This window comes from Niveispirillum sp. KHB5.9 (genome assembly GCF_048066115.1).
Classification (GTDB): domain Bacteria; phylum Pseudomonadota; class Alphaproteobacteria; order Azospirillales; family Azospirillaceae; genus Niveispirillum.
The window spans coordinates 383,966-400,733 of sequence record NZ_JBLTYX010000003.1; the positions used below are offsets into that span (position 1 = coordinate 383,966).

General features: G+C 68.3%; 14 protein-coding genes. 10 read left to right on the plus strand and 4 right to left on the minus strand.

The features are described from left to right. Nucleotides 1–18 precede the first annotated feature (18 nt). The 4 genes from ACM9HJ_RS08495 to ACM9HJ_RS08510 are packed head-to-tail and all read left to right on the plus strand — an operon-like array spanning nt 19 to nt 6,743. Nucleotides 19–1,032 carry an AAA family ATPase gene (locus tag ACM9HJ_RS08495; protein ID WP_416571276.1) on the plus strand — a complete coding sequence of 338 codons (1,014 nt, stop codon included), beginning with the start codon at nt 19–21 and terminating at the stop codon, nt 1,030–1,032. Nucleotides 1,033–1,037: 5 nt separating this feature from the next. Beyond that, entirely contained in the window at nt 1,038–1,934 is an 897-nt protein-coding gene (locus tag ACM9HJ_RS08500; protein WP_416571277.1) for a DUF58 domain-containing protein, read from the plus strand. A 4-nt stretch (nt 1,935–1,938) separates the two neighbouring features. Next, entirely contained in the window at nt 1,939–4,668 is a 2,730-nt protein-coding gene (locus ACM9HJ_RS08505) for a DUF4159 domain-containing protein (RefSeq protein WP_416571278.1), read from the plus strand. After that, nucleotides 4,665–6,743: a hypothetical protein gene (locus ACM9HJ_RS08510; protein ID WP_416571279.1), complete on the plus strand. Its 2,079-nt coding sequence runs from the start codon at nt 4,665–4,667 to the stop codon at nt 6,741–6,743. The genes ACM9HJ_RS08505 and ACM9HJ_RS08510 overlap by 4 nt, the downstream gene beginning before the upstream one ends. Here the strand turns inward: ACM9HJ_RS08510 and ACM9HJ_RS08515 are convergent, their stop codons facing one another. The 3 genes from ACM9HJ_RS08515 to ACM9HJ_RS08525 are packed head-to-tail and all read right to left on the minus strand — an operon-like array spanning nt 6,744 to nt 9,628. Next, a complete protein-coding gene (locus ACM9HJ_RS08515) occupies nt 6,744–7,751 on the minus strand; it encodes a site-specific tyrosine recombinase XerD (protein WP_416571280.1) in 1,008 nt (335 codons plus the stop codon). It abuts the gene before it with no gap. Between the two features lie 4 nt (nt 7,752–7,755). Then, a complete protein-coding gene (locus tag ACM9HJ_RS08520) occupies nt 7,756–9,507 on the minus strand; it encodes a hypothetical protein (RefSeq protein ID WP_416571281.1) in 1,752 nt (583 codons plus the stop codon). Next, nucleotides 9,491–9,628: a hypothetical protein gene (locus ACM9HJ_RS08525; protein WP_416571282.1), complete on the minus strand. Its 138-nt coding sequence runs from the start codon at nt 9,626–9,628 to the stop codon at nt 9,491–9,493. Before ACM9HJ_RS08525 ends, ACM9HJ_RS08520 begins: the two co-directional genes overlap by 17 nt. A gap of 236 nt (nt 9,629–9,864) precedes the next feature. Between ACM9HJ_RS08525 and ACM9HJ_RS08530 the strand changes: the two genes are divergently transcribed. The 6 genes from ACM9HJ_RS08530 to ACM9HJ_RS08555 all read left to right on the plus strand — a co-directional run bounded on the left by ACM9HJ_RS08530 (nt 9,865) and on the right by ACM9HJ_RS08555 (nt 16,098). Next, nucleotides 9,865–10,422: a shikimate kinase gene (locus ACM9HJ_RS08530; RefSeq protein WP_416571283.1), complete on the plus strand. Its 558-nt coding sequence runs from the start codon at nt 9,865–9,867 to the stop codon at nt 10,420–10,422. 26 nt (nt 10,423–10,448) lie between these two features. Beyond that, nucleotides 10,449–11,570 carry a 3-dehydroquinate synthase gene (aroB, locus tag ACM9HJ_RS08535; protein WP_416571284.1) on the plus strand — a complete coding sequence of 374 codons (1,122 nt, stop codon included), beginning with the start codon at nt 10,449–10,451 and terminating at the stop codon, nt 11,568–11,570. Between the two features lie 102 nt (nt 11,571–11,672). Further along, nucleotides 11,673–12,533, plus strand: a complete 861-nt coding sequence (gene motA, locus ACM9HJ_RS08540; protein WP_416571285.1) for a flagellar motor stator protein MotA — start codon at nt 11,673–11,675, stop codon at nt 12,531–12,533. A 198-nt stretch (nt 12,534–12,731) separates the two neighbouring features. Continuing rightward, nucleotides 12,732–14,387, plus strand: coding sequence for a long-chain-fatty-acid--CoA ligase (locus tag ACM9HJ_RS08545; RefSeq protein ID WP_416571286.1), 1,656 nt, complete (start codon nt 12,732–12,734; stop codon nt 14,385–14,387). Nucleotides 14,388–14,604: 217 nt separating this feature from the next. Next, complete coding sequence (locus ACM9HJ_RS08550; protein WP_416571287.1) at nt 14,605–15,129, plus strand: GNAT family N-acetyltransferase; 525 nt, start codon at nt 14,605–14,607, stop codon at nt 15,127–15,129. A 399-nt stretch (nt 15,130–15,528) separates the two neighbouring features. Then, a complete protein-coding gene (locus tag ACM9HJ_RS08555; protein WP_416571288.1) occupies nt 15,529–16,098 on the plus strand; it encodes a DJ-1/PfpI family protein in 570 nt (189 codons plus the stop codon). A 209-nt stretch (nt 16,099–16,307) separates the two neighbouring features. Here the strand turns inward: ACM9HJ_RS08555 and ACM9HJ_RS08560 are convergent, their stop codons facing one another. Further along, nucleotides 16,308–16,760: a PilZ domain-containing protein gene (locus ACM9HJ_RS08560; protein WP_416571289.1), complete on the minus strand. Its 453-nt coding sequence runs from the start codon at nt 16,758–16,760 to the stop codon at nt 16,308–16,310. Nucleotides 16,761–16,768: the final 8 nt, after the last annotated feature.

Sequence of the window (16,768 nt, forward strand, 5' to 3'; positions counted from 1 at the left end):
TTTGAAGGGAAGATGACGGTGGTGAATTCTCTGGATGCCGGTCGCGGCACTGATCCCCACGCCCTGCTGCGCGATGTGGAGGCCCTGGGCGACAAGCTGACGGCCGCGCGCCAAGCCATCGGCCGCGTCATCTTCGGCCAGCAGGAAGTGATCGACCTGTCGCTGGTCACCCTGCTGGCTGGCGGCCATCTGCTGCTGATCGGCGTGCCGGGTCTGGCCAAGACGCGGCTGGTGGAAACGCTGGGCACCGTCATGGGTCTGGATGACCGTCGCGTGCAATGTACGCCCGACCTGATGCCCGCCGACATCCTGGGCTCCGAGGTGCTGGAGGAACGCGACGATGGACGGCGCGCCTTCCGCTTCATTCCCGGCCCGGTCTTCGCCCAGTTGCTGATGGCGGACGAGATCAACCGTGCCAGTCCGCGCACCCAGTCGGCCTTGCTGCAGGCCATGCAGGAAGGCCGCGTGTCGGTGGCCGGCCATTACCATCCGCTGCCCCGGCCCTTCCATGTGCTGGCCACGCAGAACCCGCTGGAACAGGAAGGCACCTATCCGCTGCCCGAGGCGCAGCTGGACCGGTTCCTGTTGCAGGTGGATGTGGATTATCCCGACCGCGACGCCGAACGCCGCATGATGATCGCCACCACCGGCGCTGATGCCGGCGGGGTGACGGCGGTGCTGACGCCGCAGGATCTGATGGCGGCCCAGGCCCTGGTCCGCCGTGTGCCGGTGGGCGACAGCGTCGTGGACGGCATCCTGGATCTGGTGCGCAACGCCCGCCCCGACGGCAGCCCGCTGGACGCCGTGCGCCGGCATGTGGCCTGGGGCCCCGGTCCCCGCGCCAGCCAGGCGCTGATGCTGGCCGCCCGAGCCCGCGCCCTGCTGGATGGCCGCCTGACGCCGTCGCTGGATGATGTCGTGGCGCTGGCCAAGCCGGTGTTGCGCCACCGCATGGCGCTGAATTTCGCCGCCCGCGCCGATGGCATCACGCTGGACGTCCTCATCGATCAGCTTTGTGCCCCGCTGGCGTAAGCATCATGGATGTGCCCCACCAGCCCGCCTCCATCCGCGCCCAGCACCGGGCCGACGATCTGGCAAGCCGGCTGCCGCCGCTGCTGGTGGCCGCCGAACGCATCGCGGCCACGGTGGCGCAGGGTGCGCATGGGCGCCGCCGCGTGGGCACGGGCGAGACCTTCTGGCAGTTCCGCCGCTATCAGCAGGGCGACGCCCATAACCGCATCGACTGGCGCCAGACCGGCAAGTCCGCCCATGTCTTCGTGCGCGAGAATGAGTGGGAGGCGGCACAGACCGTCTGGGTCTGGCGCGACGACAGCCCGTCGATGAACTGGCGGTCCAGCCGCGAGCTTTCCACCAAGCGCGACCGTGCCGACCTGCTGGCGCTCGCCCTGTCGGCGCTGCTGCTGCGGGGCGGGGAACGGGTGCAGCTGGCCGGCAGCGACGTGCCGCCCTCATCGGCCCGTTCCATCCTGCCGCGTCTGGCCGATTGGCTGACGGGGCAGGTCTATACCCATGATGGGCCAGGCCTGCCGCCCGCCGCCGTGCAGCTGCCGCGCAATGCCCAGGCGGTGTTGTTCGGTGACCTGCTGTCGCCCTTGGACGATATCCAGGCGGCCGTGTCGCGCCTGTCGGCGCGCGGTGTGCGCGGGCATCTGGTACAGGTGCTGGACCCCGGTGAGGAAACCCTGCCCTATGCGGGCCGCGTCAGGTTCAAGGGGCTGGAGGGCGAGGGATCGCTGCTGGTGCCTCGCGTCGATGGTGTGCGCGACGCCTATCTTGACCGGCTGGCCGCACAGCGCGACGGGCTCGCATCCATCGCGCGGGCCGCCGGCTGGACCCTGACCCTGCACCGCACCGACAAGCCGCCGCAGACGGCGCTCCTGTCGCTGTGGGCCGCCCTGGCGGGGGAAGGGTGAGGCGATGCTGAACCTGGGCCCCATCGCCTTTGCCGCCCCCTGGCTGCTGCTGGGGCTGGCGGCCTTGCCAGTGCTGTACTGGCTGCTGAAGGTCACGCCGCCCAACCCGCGCACCATCAGCTTTCCCGCCATCCGCCTGCTGGCCGATCTGGTGCATCGGGAGGAGACACCCAACCGCACGCCGCTGTGGATATTGATCCTGCGCATCCTGCTGGCGGCCCTGGTCATCCTGGCCTTGTCGCGTCCGCTGCTGAATCCGGCCGCCACCCTGCCGGGCGGCGGGCCGCTGCTGCTGGTCGTGGATAATGGCTGGGCTTCGGCGCGCGACTGGCCGGCGCGGCTGGCGGCGATGGACAGTTTGATCGATCAGGCCGATCGCCAGGGCCGCACCGTCACCCTGCTGGCCACCGCTCCCTCGGCCAATGGCGATGCCCCCGTCCTGGTTGGCCCCATGCCCGCCGACGCCGCCAAGCGCCAGGCCCAGACCATGGCCCCCGTCCCCTGGCAGACCGACCGGGCCGGTGCCGTGAAGGCGCTGGGCAATTTCCGGCCCGAGGGTACCCCCTATGTGGTCTGGCTGACCGACGGGCTGGCGGCGGCCGGTCCCACCGGTATTTCCGATCCGGCGACGGCCGAACTGGCCACCGTTCTGCGCCGTCAGGGCTCGCTGGAAGTGCGCGGCGACGGGGCGGAACGCCCGGCCCTGCTGATCCGCCAGCCTGTGCTGGAGGGCACGGTGCTGCGCGTGCCCATCGAACGCTCCGATGCCGGTCTGCCCTTGCCCGTCACGCTGCGCGCCCAGGGCGCCGATGGCCGCCTGCTGGGGGCCGCCAATGTCACTTTGGCGGCCGGTGAGGGACGGGTGGAGGTGCCGCTGGACCTTCCGACCGAGCTGCGCAACGAACTGGCCAGCCTGCGCCTGGAGGGCCAGGACAGTGCCGGTGCCGTGCTGCTGACCGATGAGCGCTGGCGGCGGCGGCCCGTGGGGCTGGTCTCCGGCCGGGCCAGCGGGGAACAGCCGCTGCTGTCCGATCTCTATTATCTGGAACGGGCACTCGCCCCCTATGCGGAGCTGCGCAAGGGCAATATCGGCGAATTGCTGGACCGCAACCTGTCCGTCCTGATCCTGGCCGATGTCGGGTCGCTGGCGGATGTGGAGGTGGCGCGTCTGGCCGGCTGGATCGACGGTGGCGGCGTGCTGCTGCGCTTTGCCGGCCCGCGTCTGGCACAGAATGCCGACAATCTGATCCCCGTGCCGCTGCGGGCCGGTGGACGGGCGCTGGGCGGGGCTTTGTCCTGGGATAATCCGGCCGGCCTGTCGCCCTTTGCCGATGACAGCCCGTTCCATGGCCTGACCGTGCCCGCCGATGTGACGGTGAAGCGGCAGGTGCTGGCCGAACCCGGTATCGACCTTGCCTCGCGCACCTGGGCACGGCTGGTCGACGGCACGCCGCTGGTCACCGCCGAACGGCGCGGGCGGGGGGCCTTGGTGCTGGTCCATACCAGCGCCGGGCCGGACTGGTCCAATCTGGCCCTGTCGGGCCTGTATGTGGACATGCTGCGCCGGGTCGTCTCCCTGTCGGCGGGGGTTGAGGGCGGGGAGGCCACGGGCACCCTGGCGCCGCGTGCCATCCTGGACGGGTACGGGCACCTGACCGACCCGGCCGGCACGGTGTTCCCGCTGGCGGCCAGCGATCTGTCGGCACCCGTCTCGCCCCGCCATCCGCCGGGCTATTACGGGCCGGCCGAATCGCCCCGTGCGTTGAATCTGGCGCCGTCGGTGCCGGCCATGACCACGCCCGATGCGCTGCTGGCGGGCGTGCCCAAGGGGTTGTACGCTGGCGGCAGTGAAACCGAACTGAAGCCGACCCTGCTGACCATGGCATTGATCCTGGGCCTGATCGATCTGCTGATCGCGCTGTCGCTGCGCGGGCTGCTGCCGCGCTTGGCCGGTCGGGGTGCCGCCGCCGGGCTGGCCCTGCTGCTGGCCGCCGGTTTCGCGGTGGGTGACGCCCGTGCCGATGATACCCGCGCCATCGAGGCGACGGCCCAGAACTGGCTGGCCTATGTGCGCACGGGCGACGGCGCGGTGGACACTATCGCCAAAGCCGGGCTGGAAGGGCTGGGCCGCGTCCTGGCCGACCGCACGGCGGTGGAGGTGGCGGGCGCCATGCCCGTGGATCTGGACAATGACGACCTGTCCTTCTTCCCCCTGATCTATTGGCCGGTGACGGAGGGGCAGACCAGCCTGTCCGACGCCGCCCGCGCCCGTCTGAACGACTATATGCGCCAGGGCGGCATGGTGCTGATCGACACGCGCACGCCGGTGGCGTCGGGGGAGGGGCCGGGCGGGCCGGGGCTGGAGGCGCTGCTGCGCGGCCTGGACATCCCGCCGCTGGCGCCGGTGGGGGCCGAACATGTGCTGACCAAGGCCTTCTACCTGCTGGGCGACTTCCCCGGCCGCTATGCCGGCGGGGAGCTGTGGGCCGAGGCGCGGGAGGACAATGCCAGCAATGACGGCGTGTCGTCGGTGATCATCGGGTCGAACGACTGGGCCGCCGCCTGGGCCATGGACGAACGCGGACGGCCGCTTTATCCCGTGGTCCCCGGGCCGGAACGCCAGCGGGAGATCGCCTATCGCGTGGGCGTGAACATCGTGATGTACGCCCTGACCGGCAATTACAAGGCCGACCAGGTGCATGTGCCCGCCATCCTGGAGAGGCTGGGCCAATGACGGGCCAGGATATCGCCTTCGCCCCCCTGATCCCCTGGGCGGCCCTGGTGCCGCTGGGCCTGCTGGCGCTGCTGATCGCCGGATACGGGCTGTACCGGCGCGCGCGCGGCGGCTGGTGGCGGCTGGCGGGTCTGGCGGTGCTGGTGCTCGCTTTGTCCAACCCGTCGCTGGTGACCGAACGGCGGGAGCCCATCAAGGATGTGGCCGTCATCGTCGTCGACCAGTCGCCCAGCCAGAAGATCGGCGAGCGCACGGCCCGCACGGAAAAGGCTGTGGCCGCCTTGCGTGAGCGCCTGTCCCGCTTCCCCGACTTGGAGGTGCGGGTGGTGCGCGCCGGGGGTGGCGATGGAGCGGAGGTGGAGGAAACCCGCCTGATGGAGGCCATGACCCGCGCCGTCTCCGACGTGCCGCGCGGGCGGCTGGCCGGTGCCATCCTGGTCACCGACGGGCAGGTGCATGACGTGGCGGCCAATCTGCCAAGCCTGAAGGATTTCGGCCCGGTCCATGCCCTGCTGACGGGTGAGAAGGACGAGGGCGACCGCCGCCTGACCATCGTGCAGGCGCCCAGCTTCGGCATTGTCGGCAAGGAGATCAGCTTCACCATCCGCGTCGATGACCTGCCGGGTGGGGAGAGCGGTGAGGTGGCCAGCGTCACCCTGCGCCAGGACGGGCAGGACCCGCTGATCCTGTCGGTGCCGGTGGGCCAGGACGTGCCCTTCACCCTGCCCCTGGCGCATGGCGGCCTGAACATCGTGGAACTGACGGCGGAGGCCGGGCGTCGGGAACTGACCCTGGCCAACAACCGTGCCGCCGTGGTGGTCAACGGGGTGCGCGACCGGCTGCGCGTGCTGCTGGTCTCGGGCGAACCGCATGCGGGGGAGCGTACCTGGCGCAACCTGCTGAAGGCCGATCCCGCCGTCGATCTGGTGCATTTCACCATCCTGCGCCCGCCGGAGAAGAATGACGGCACGCCCATCCGCGAACTCTCCCTGATCGCCTTTCCGATCCGCGAGCTGTTCGAGATGAAGCTGTCGGAATTCGACCTGATCATCTTCGACCGCTATAAAAAGCGCGGCGTCATCAACAACATGTACCTGGCCAATATCGCCGAGTATGTGGAAAAGGGCGGCGCGTTTCTGGAGGCCAGCGGCCCGACCTTCGCCACGCCGCTGTCGCTATACCGTACTCCCATCGGCACCGTCCTGCCGGCCGAACCCACGGGCCGGGTAATGGAGGAACCGTTCAAGCCGACGGTGACGGAACTGGGCAAGCGCCATCCGGTCACGGCGGGCCTGACCGATGCGCCCGATGGGGTCGGCCCCTGGGGCCGCTGGATGCGGCAGATCGATGTGTCGGCGGACAAGGGCAGTACCGTGATGTCGGGGGCGGAGGGCCGCCCGCTGCTGATCCTGGACCGGGTGGGCCAGGGCCGCGTGGCGCAGCTGGCATCCGATCATTTCTGGCTCTGGTCCAGGGGCTATGAGGGCGGGGGGCCGCAGGCGGAACTGCTGCGCCGTCTGGCCCACTGGCTGATGAAGGAACCGGAGTTGGAGGAGAACGATCTGCGCACCGCCGTCGATGGCAGCCGCATCACCATCACCCGCCGGTCGCTGGAACCCGACACGCGCCCTGTCAGCGTCACATCTCCCGCCGATGAGATGCTTCAGGTGGAGATGGGCGACAATGGCAATGGTCAGGCGGTCGGCACCCTGATTGCATCGGAACCCGGCATCTGGCGGGTCACGGATGGGGAGAAATCGGCCGTGGCCGTGGTCGGCGCGGTGAACCCGCCGGAACTGGCGGATGTGCGTTCCACGCCGGAACCGCTGGCCCCAGTGCTCAAGGCGACGGGCGGCGGGTCCTACTGGCTGGGTGGTGACGGGTCGGGCGTGCCCGCCATCCGCCGCGTGCGCCCGGACCGCGATGCCGCCGGGTCCGGCTGGCTGGGCCTGCGCGGCAATGGCGACCATGTGGTGACAGGTGTGACCCAGACGCCGCTGCTGCCGGCCCTGCCGGTGCTGCTGTTGGCGGTGGGCATGCTGCTGCTGGCCTGGCGGCGTGAGGGTAGAGGGTAGTTACCCCCGCTTGCCCTTCTTCGCTGCCGACAGCGGGTGATGTTCCTCCACCGTCCTGCGCAACCGTTCGCCCACGACATGGGTATAGATCTGGGTGGTGCCGATATCGGCATGGCCCAGCATCTTCTGCACCGACCGAAGGTCGGCGCCATGGTCCAGCAGATGGGTGGCGAAGCAATGGCGCAGGACGTGCGGGCTGACCTTGGCCGGGTCCAGGCCGGCCATGATCGCCAGATCCTTCAGCAATTGCCCGAAGCGCTGGCGGGTCAGGGCGCCGGACGTGGCCCGCGACGGGAACAGGAAGCCCCCCTGCTTGCCTTCCCGCCCCTTGGTCATGAAATAGGGCCGGTCCGGCAGGTACGCCTCTACCGCTTCCCGCGCCGGGGCCGACAGCGGCACCAGCCGTTCCTTGCCGCCCTTGCCGCGCACGATCAGGGCACGGCCGTCACGGCCCAGGGCGTTCATCGGCAGTCCCACCAGTTCCGACACGCGCAGGCCGGTGGCGTACAGCACCTCCAACAGCGCGTTCAGCCGCCGCCCCTCCGGCGCACCCAGTCTGGCGGCGGCGGTCAGCAGGGCGCCGACATCGGCCTCGGTCAGGATCTTGGGCAGGGACCTTCCCTGTTTGGGCGTGTCCAGCACGCTGGCCGGGTCCTCGGCCCGGTGCCCTTCCGATACCAGGAACTTGTAATATTGGCGCAGGGCCGACAGGCGGCGGGCCACGGTCTTGACCGCCGATTTCTCCTTGATCCTGTCGGCGGCCAGATGCGCCAGATAGGCCCGCAGATCGTCGCTGGACGCATTGTCCAGGCCACCCAGTCCCGATTGCCGCAGGAAGGCGGCCACATCGGTCAGGTCGCGGCGATAGGCCTCGCGCGTGTTGGCCGAGGCACCACGTTCCGCCACCATCATGTCCAGGAAGGCATCGACCCAGGGCGGGGGCGGGGCGGGGGCCTTGCGCGGCCGGCCGGGCCTTGCCTTGGCCGGCTTGGGTGCGGCCCCCTCCATGGCGCTACGCCCCCGGCCGCAGCAGGGCGGCAATAGCCTCCGCCCCGATCAGGCGGGCCTGATCGCCCAAGCCCGCACGGGACAGCCCGGTCAGGATTTCCGACAGGTCCAGTGCCGGCGTGCCGGTGGGGCCGTCCTTGCCCATGGCGGTGACGGCATCCAGCAGTACAGCCCCCTTCACCTGACCCGGCGGGGCCGACCCGTCGGCCAGCGGCGGCAAGGGCGCGTCCTTGCCGCCGTGCAGGGCCGTCAGCAGGATCAGCACCCCATCGGCGGCATCACGCGCACTTTCCCCGCCCAGATCCTTGATCCAGCGGGACCGTTCGAAGTCGCTTTCCCGCACCACCCCAAAGGCGGCGGCCAGCGGCCACAGCCGGGCGAAGGCGCCCTCATCCTTGGACACATTGAAATCGTCACGGGCCAGATTGACCCAGGGCAGAGCTGCGGTCTTCTCCCCCTGCAACAGATGCAGGCGCGCGACCAGCGGGGCCACGAACGCAAAGCCCACGGTCGGACGGAACTGCCGCGCCTCCTCCAGCAGCAGGGCGCCATAGGCACCGGCCTGCTGTTCGGTGGAACTGGCCAGCATGGCGATCTTGAACAGGCCGGCCTTGCTGGCGGCCATCGGGTCGGCCCGCAGCGCCTTCAACACCTGGGCCCGGAACAGGGCGGTCGGCTTCTTGGCACCGGCGACGGTCAGCAGCTTGGCATCGATGTCCGCGACACCTTCATAGACCGTCAGCAGGCCGGCACCATCCAGCCCGCCCAGCGCCACCGCCCGTTCCGCCGCGGCCAGACGCTGCGGCAGAGGAAGGCTGGTCAGCCGGGCCACGGCAGCCAGCGGGCCGGGGCCGGCGATCTTGGTTTCCGGCGGGAAGGGCCGGCCGCTGGCCAGGATCAGGGCGAATTGCGTGGCGGTGGGTTCCAGCACGCCCTTCACCGGCGTCTTGGTGCCGGCCATCACCCCTTCCGCCAGGCGGGAGAAGATGTCGTCCTTGTCGCCCTGCTCACGCATCAGGTCGAGGCTGAGATAGAGCGCGTCGGTCTGCCCGGCCGCCACCTGGCAGACGATCTGCCATTTCTGCCAGACGGGATGCTGGAACCGGGCCGACAGGCCCGGCGCCTGATCACAGGCGGCCTGCCGGTCGCCAGCGAAATACTGCATCTCCAGCCAGGCGAGCGCCGCCCCTTCATCCTCCAGCACCGCCGGGGCCACATTGCGCAGGGCGTCGGCCCCGTCGGGATCACCGATGCGCAGCAAGGCCTCGGCCCGCAAGGCGGCGAGGTTGCGGGTCTTCTCCCCCGCCCCCAGTCCATCGGCACTGGTCAACAGCAGGCCGCTGGTGGCACTGCGCAGGGCGGGGCTGGTCAGGCCGGCGGGGATGCCGGCGATCAGCGCTTCCACATCGGCACGCGGCAGGCCCTGCCACAGGTCGGGCGACAGGCCGCCATTGTCGGGGCCCATGGTGCCGGCCAGTTCCGGGTCCTGGGCCTTCAACTCCTCTACCATCACGCCCTTGGGCGAGCGGGCGTCGGCAGGGTTGGCCGCCGGTGCCGGCTCCGCGCTCATCGCGTCCGGTTCAGCCTGTGTCGCCGGGTCGGCCGACGGTGTCGGCGGGAACAGGGACAAAGGCGCGCCGGTGGGGATGGAAGGAACGGGCTCCGTCTGCTGCGCCATGGTCCCCGGCGCCATCAGCACCAGGGCCACCGCCGTCAGACAGCCCAGCCGGCGGCGGCGGTTACTTGAAACGGTCATTCGGGATCACCCGTTCCACCGGCTGCGAGGGGGCGGGCAGGTCGACGCTGGCCAGCACGGCGAAACCGCCGACACCGACAAGCACAACGACCAGCAGCAGAATCTTCACAAGCATGCTCATGGAACCAGGTTTCCCGAACGCGAGATGACAGGTGTGCCGCATGGATGGATGGTCCAGCCATGCGTCGGCTACCGGGTCCGGTTCCGCTTTTCCCTTGGCTCGCAGGGTTGGGCGACCCCACCCCCTCGTGCTATGGAAACGTCCGTTCCGGTGGCCTTGCCAGCAACCATAGCGTCCATGCCTGGGGCTGGCAATCGCGCCACCATCCGCCATCGGTCAGCAGGACCCCGATCCCCATGTGCGCCACGCCCCTGCCCGTGCCCAAGACCCTGGTGTTGATCGGCCTGATGGGGGCCGGCAAGACCAGCATCGGCAAGCGTCTGGCCACCAAGCTGCATCTGCCCTTCGTCGATGCCGACCATGAGATCGAACGGGCCGCCGGCTGCACCATACAGGAAATCTTCGACCGGTTCGGTGAGGCGGGTTTCCGCGACGGCGAACGCCGGGTCATCGCGCGGCTGCTGGAACAGCCCGTCCAGGTCCTGTCCACGGGCGGTGGTGCTTTCATGGATGAAGGCACCCGCCAGCTGATCCGCGATCGCGGCATCTCCGTCTGGTTGCGCGCCGATCTGGACCTGCTGGTCCACCGCACGGCGCGGCGCGACCATCGCCCACTGCTGCGCCAGGGCGACCCGCATACGGTGCTGGGCCGGCTGATGGAGGTGCGCTACCCCGTCTATGCCCAGGCCGACCTGACCGTGGACAGCGACGACAGCCCGCCCGATGTCACCACCGACCGGGTGATCGTGGCGCTGCGCCAATGGCTGGGCGACGCCGACAGCACCGCCGCCTGACCTATCCGATATCTGGAACCGTACCCATGACGCCCAAGCGCACCATCGTTCCCGTCGCCCTGGATGACCGTTCCTATGACATCCATATCGGGCCGGGCCTGATCGCCAATGCCGGCACACTGATCCGCGATGTGGTGGGCAACCGGCCGCTGGTGGTGTTGACCGACAGCGCCGTGGCCGGCCTGCATCTGGCACCGTTGCAGGACAGTTTGCGCGCGGCGGGGGCGAAGGTGCTGGAACCCATCGTGGTGCCGTCGGGCGAGGCCAGCAAGGATATGGAAAAGCTGGGCGAGGTGATGGACGCCCTGCTGTCGCGCGGGATCGAGCGCAAGACGGTGCTGGTGGCGCTGGGTGGCGGCGTGGTGGGTGACCTGGGCGGGTTTGCCGCCGCCATTGCGCTGCGCGGCATCGATTTCATCCAGGTGCCGACGACGCTCTTGTCCCAGGTGGACAGCTCGGTCGGCGGCAAGACCGGCATCAACAGCCGCCATGGCAAGAACCTGATCGGCGCCTTCCACCAGCCGCGCCTGGTCCTGGCCGACACCGACAGCCTGAAGACCTTGCCCAAGCGCGAGGTGCTGGCGGGCTATGCCGAGGTGGTGAAATACGGCCTGATCGACCGGCCGGATTTCTTCACCTGGCTGGAAGCCAACGGCAAGGCACTGGTCGATGGTGACGACGTGCTGCTGACCGAGGCCATCCGCGTCTCCTGCGCCGCCAAGGCCGACATCGTCGGCCAGGACGAGAAGGAAGCCGGCCTGCGCGAGTTGCTGAACCTGGGCCACACGTTCGGCCATGCGCTGGAGGCCGAGGCCGGTTATGGCGGCGCCCTGCTGCATGGCGAATCGGTCGCCATCGGCATGGTCATGGCCTTCGACCTGTCGGTGCGCATGGGCCTGTGCCCCGCCGCCGATCTGGCGCGGGCGAAGGCGCATCTGTCGGCTGTCGGCCTGCCGGTGTCGGCCGCCCATCTGGGCGGTGGGACCTGGACCGTCGACAAGCTGGCCGCCCATATGGCCAAGGACAAGAAGGTCAAGGATGGCCGCGTCACCTTCATCCTGGCCCGTGGCATCGGCAAGGCCTTCCGCTGCGCCGACGTGGCGCTGGAGGATGTGAAGATCGTGCTGGCGGCGTCGCTGGCGGGGTGAGAGCGGCGGAAGACCTGACCCTCTGTCATGTTGGTTTTGCCAACATGTTGGTTTACCTTGGCCGATCGGTCCAAGGCGGGGCCCAAGCATCCGGGGTAGCGCATGTTCGCCATTATCGGCCTGGTCGGCGTGTTCTTTTGCGTCTTCGGCGGTTACGTCATCTTCGGCGGCAAGATGGGCATCATCCTGGAGGCGCTGCCCAAGGAAGTGATGATCATCGGCGGGTCGGGCCTGTCATCGTTCCTGATCACCAATTCCGCCCATACGGTCAAGGCGTCGGGTGCGGATATCAAGAAGATCTTCGCCGGCTCGAAATTCCATAAGAAGGAATATATCGAGCTGCTTTCCCTGCTCTACCAGATCCTGAAGACCATGAAGAGCAAGGGTGTGCTGGCCATCGAGCAGCACATCGAAAAGCCCATGGAAAGCAACATCTTCAACGCCTATCCCGCCGTGATGAAAAGCAACCTCACGGTCAAGTTCATCTCCGACTACCTGCGCATGTTCTCCATCGGGGTCGACAACCCCATCGAGATGGAAAGCCTGATGGAGCAGGAGATCGACAAGATGAAGCATGAGGACCAGCATTCCTCCCACGCCATCCAGGGTCTGGCCGACGCGCTGCCGGCGCTGGGCATCGTGGCGGCGGTGCTGGGCGTGATCAAGACCATGGCGTCGATTACCGAACCACCGGAAGTGCTGGGCAAGCTGATTGGCGGCGCGCTCGTCGGCACCTTCATGGGCATCTTCCTGGCCTATTGCCTGGCCGCCCCCATCGCGGGGCGCCTGAAGGGCATCGCGGAGGAAGACAGCATGTTCTTCGGCGTGATCAAGACGGCCATCGTGGCGCATCTGGGTGGATATGCGCCGCAGGTGTCGATCGAGGCGGCCCGAAAAAAGGTGCCCACCGAATACATGCCCGACTTCAACGAGTTGGAAGAAATCCTGTCGCAGATCAACTGACGGCGGTTGATTTCATCGAAGCCCGGCCCCGGCAACGCGGTCGGGTTTTTTGTTGCCCGCACTCATGTCTGCGTCGTCGGAAAAATTTGGAACAAGCGTTTAAATCCCTCTGGAAACGGCAGACGGAAAACCCCAAGCTATACGCATGCAAGCCATGCAAGAAGGCTTGGCCGATAAACCCTTGGGAGGAAGATCCGAATGCTCGCAGGAATGATGATGGACCGGCCGCTGTTGACCACCGGTCTGCTGCGGCATGCCGCGCTGAACCACGCGGATCAGGAGATCACCTCGCGCTTCGCGGTGGAGGGACCGCATCGCTATACGTGGAAGGACGCCTGGCACCGGTCGGCGCGGCTGGCCCATGCGCTGGACGCCTTGGGCGTGAAGGCCGGTGACCGGGTGGGCACGCTGGCCTGGAACGACCACCGGCATCTGGAACTCTACTACGCCCTGCCCGGCATTGGCGCCGTCTGCCACACGGTCAACCCGCGCCTGTTCCCCGACCAGATCACCTATATCGTCAACCATGCCGAGGACCGGTTCCTGTTCGTGGACCCGATGTTCGTGCCTTTGGTGGAAAAGCTGTGGCCGGCCCTGAAGGGCGTGGAAGGCGTGGTCGTCCTGACCCGCCCGGAACTCATGCCGGCCAGCGCCGTGATCCCCAATCTGCTCTGCTATGAGACGCTGCTGGCGTCGCAGAGTGACGAATATGACTGGCAGGAGTTCGATGAGAACACGGCCTGCGGCCTTTGCTACACGTCGGGCACCACGGGCAATCCCAAGGGCGTGCTCTATTCCCACCGTTCGTCGGTGCTGCATGCCTATGGCGTGCTGACCGCGCCGGGGCTGGAGATCAGGGCATCGGCCAGCGTGCTGGTGGTTGTGCCGCTGTTCCACGCCAATGCCTGGGGCTATCCCTATGCCGCCGCCATCATCGGGTCCAAGCTGGTACTGCCCGGCCCCCGGCTGGACGGCAAAAGCGTCTATGAGCTGATGGAGCAGGAGAAGGTCACCGTCTCCTCGGGCGTGCCCACGGTGTGGCTGGGCCTGCTGGCCCATATGCGGGCCACGGGGGCGAAGTTCACCAGTCTGCAATCGGTGACGGTCGGTGGCTCCGCCCTGCCGCGCGCCATGCTGGAGGAATTCGAGCTGACCCATGGTGTGGCCTGCGTCCAGGGCTGGGGCATGACGGAACTGTCGCCCGTGGGCACGGTGGGGGCGCTGTCGCAGGCCGAGGCCGCCCTACCCGTCGAACAGCAGCATGATGCCAAGCTGCGGGCCGGCCGGCCGCTCTATGGCGTGGAAATGCGCGTGATCGGACCCGATGGCAACGACCAGCCGCGCGACGGCACCTCCTATGGCGAACTGGCCGTGCGCGGCCCCTGGATCACCCGTGGCTACTACAAGGACGAAAAGGCCAATGAGAGCGCCTTCACGCCCGATGGCTGGTTCAAGACCGGCGATGTGGCGGTGATCAGCGCCGACGGCGCCATGAGCATCGTCGATCGCGCCAAGGACGTGATCAAATCCGGTGGCGAATGGATCAGCTCCATCGATCTGGAAAATGCCGCCATGGGGCACCCGTCGGTGCAGGAGGCGGCCGTGGTCGGCGTGCCGCATCCGCGCTGGGTGGAACGGCCGCTGCTGATCATCGTGACGCGTGCGGGGCATGAGCCCGACAAGGAAGGGCTGATGCGCCATCTGGAGGGGGAGGTGGCCAAATGGTGGCTGCCCGACGACATCGTCTTCGTTCCCGAACTGCCGCATTCGGCCACGGGCAAGCTGCTGAAGACGGAGCTGCGCAAGCGCTTCCTGTCCCATCCGCTCCCGACCGCGGGGGCCGCGGCGGAGTAATACCAAATTCCCGATGAGTTGGACTCATCGGGAATTGGTTCGGCGGCGACTGAGGCCGGTGATCGGTTACGATCACCGGGACATGGTATAAGGCGCCGATCACCTGGCGCACAATCGGCGCCGCCGCGCACAATCCGCGGCGTGAAGCAATTCACAGGCGAAGGGGGGGCATGCGCGGTTATCGTGGGGGCATCATGCAACCCAGGATCGTTGCGTCATGACACAGGTTCCCTCTGCCGACCCGATTGCCGCCCTGATTGGCGCCCTGGACGGGATGCTGGCGCGCGTTGCCCTCAGCGGTGACCGGGCGTTGCTGCGCCAGATCGTCGGGGCGGATGCCGCGCATATGCTGACCGGCATTCCGGGATCGGCCCGCGCCGTGCTGGTGGGGGCCCAGGTGGAGGGCCGGTTGGCTGCCCTGGGCCGGCGGCACCCCGGGGCGGTGACCCTGCTGCTGGGGGAAGGCGGGCGCACCATCGGCATGATGATGCTGGACTGGCCATCCAGCGGTATCGTCACCCTGCTGGACCTGACGCTGTTGCCCGGATCGCGGCGGCAGGGACGGGGGGGCAAGGCATTGTCCGCCCTCTGCGGTGTGGCCGATCAGGCCGGCCGTACGCTGCGTGCCGACCTTTTCTACGACAATCCCGCCCGCCGGCTGCTGGCCCGCGCCGGCTTCATCCTGGTCGGCGACGACGCCACCGACATCGTGCTGGAACGGCGGCCGGCTGGCTTCGCCTGAAAGGTTAATATCCCCTTCAACATCCGGCCCACCATCGTGTGATGGCTGGGATGAGGGAAATGCGGATTGACCTTGCGCACGCGAAAGGCCAATTACCGCCCCATGCATGAAAAGACGTAACCCGCCCCCTATCCCCATGGGATGCCAAGGGGGCCAGAGACCCGACCGATCCCGCCTGACGGGTTCGCGCGGATGCTCGCGGCGTACCTGGATCAATCCCGGGCCGGCTCACCTGCCGGCTCCCCGTGCCGCTGGGCCGGATGGTGGGATCGGGATCGAACGCCGCTTTCGGCATGGCTAATTCGGACGCTCCGGCCCGGCCGGGACGTTCTCCGCCCATGGCTTCGCCGATCCCGGATCGGCATCGGGCTCGGCGGACCAACCTGAAGGAGATATATTTTGACTGAACAACTGCTTGCCGGAAAGAACATCGCCATCCTCGTCGCCAATGGCTTCGAAGAGCTGGAGATGACCGATCCGCAGCGCGCCCTCCTGAAGGCCGGCGCCAAGCCGAAGGTGATCTCGCCCGAACAGGGCCTGGTGAATGGCTGGCACGGCGCTTCCTGGGGCCATTACTTCCCCACCGACCGTCATGTCGGTGAGGTGCTGGCCGCCGATTTCGACTTCCTGGTCCTGCCGGGCGGCGACCGTTCGGTGGCCAAGCTGGCCGCCAACCCGCATACCCGCCGCATCGTCGGCAGCTTCGTCGACAGCGGCAAGGGCATCGTCGCCTTCGGCAAGGGCGTCGAACTGCTGGCCCTGGTGGAGCGCATCAAGGGCCGCACCGTGACCGGTGCCGAGAGCGCCCGCGCCGCCCTGGAGGCCGCCGGTGCCAAGTGGTCGGACGAGGCCATCGTGCAGGACCGCGTCCTGCTGACCGCCAAGAGCAGCGAAGACATGAGCGAGCTGGTCGACGCCATGCTGCGCAACTTCGTCGCCGCCGTCGAACAGCGCAAGGCCGCCGCCTGATCTTTTATGCTCCCTCAGGTGCCGGGCGCCGCCATCCGGCGGCTTGGCTCACGCGCCACGAGGCGCGGGCCGGCAGTCGCCGGCCTCCAACGGCATGAACCAAGAACTCATGCCGTTGTATAGGGTCTGCTTTCAGTCCAACAAAAACCCCGCCGTCCGGCTTGGATGGCGGGGTTTTTCTTTGGTAGATTATCGACCAGGCGTTTCTATCAATCGAACTGCAGCCTGATCTGCCCGGGGTCCAGCGCCACGATGCGGGCGGGACGATCCTCCACCCAGCCGCGGACGGAGAAGATGCCCGTCATTTCCGTTTCCAGCCCGTCCGGCCCGGTGCAGGCGAAGCAGGCGCCGGTGCGCGACAGGTTCACCGTTTCCCCCCTGATCACCCGGTCGCCCAGGGCGAACAGGGCCGGGCTGCGCACGGGCACGCGGGGGAAGCGGCGGCGTTCGGCGGCGGTACGCTTGCGGTTGCTGGGGGCGGGCCGGTCATCGTCGCGATGGGCCAGCCATTCGGCCATGTCCACCCAGCGCTGGCTTTCATCGGGGTCGTCGGTATTCAGTGCCGCCTGCCAGCAGGCCAGCAGCTTGGCATTCAACGCCTCGTCCGGGATCGGGCCGCCACTATCGGCCTTCACTGCCGGTTCCATCGTCGCCACCTGCATCGCTGTCC

Coding starts and splice junctions, on each gene's coding strand:
- ACM9HJ_RS08500 (WP_416571277.1), top strand. CDS start 1,038: ATGGATGTGCCCCACCAGCCCGCCTCCATCCGCGCCCAGCACCGGGCC.
- ACM9HJ_RS08505 (WP_416571278.1), top strand. CDS start 1,939: ATGCTGAACCTGGGCCCCATCGCCTTTGCCGCCCCCTGGCTGCTGCTG.
- ACM9HJ_RS08510 (WP_416571279.1), top strand. CDS start 4,665: ATGACGGGCCAGGATATCGCCTTCGCCCCCCTGATCCCCTGGGCGGCC.
- ACM9HJ_RS08515 (WP_416571280.1), bottom strand. CDS start 7,751: ATGGAGGGGGCCGCACCCAAGCCGGCCAAGGCAAGGCCCGGCCGGCCG.
- ACM9HJ_RS08520 (WP_416571281.1), bottom strand. CDS start 9,507: ATGACCGTTTCAAGTAACCGCCGCCGCCGGCTGGGCTGTCTGACGGCG.
- ACM9HJ_RS08525 (WP_416571282.1), bottom strand. CDS start 9,628: ATGAGCATGCTTGTGAAGATTCTGCTGCTGGTCGTTGTGCTTGTCGGT.
- ACM9HJ_RS08530 (WP_416571283.1), top strand. CDS start 9,865: ATGTGCGCCACGCCCCTGCCCGTGCCCAAGACCCTGGTGTTGATCGGC.
- aroB (WP_416571284.1), top strand. CDS start 10,449: ATGACGCCCAAGCGCACCATCGTTCCCGTCGCCCTGGATGACCGTTCC.
- motA (WP_416571285.1), top strand. CDS start 11,673: ATGTTCGCCATTATCGGCCTGGTCGGCGTGTTCTTTTGCGTCTTCGGC.
- ACM9HJ_RS08545 (WP_416571286.1), top strand. CDS start 12,732: ATGCTCGCAGGAATGATGATGGACCGGCCGCTGTTGACCACCGGTCTG.
- ACM9HJ_RS08550 (WP_416571287.1), top strand. CDS start 14,605: ATGACACAGGTTCCCTCTGCCGACCCGATTGCCGCCCTGATTGGCGCC.
- ACM9HJ_RS08560 (WP_416571289.1), bottom strand. CDS start 16,760: ATGCAGGTGGCGACGATGGAACCGGCAGTGAAGGCCGATAGTGGCGGC.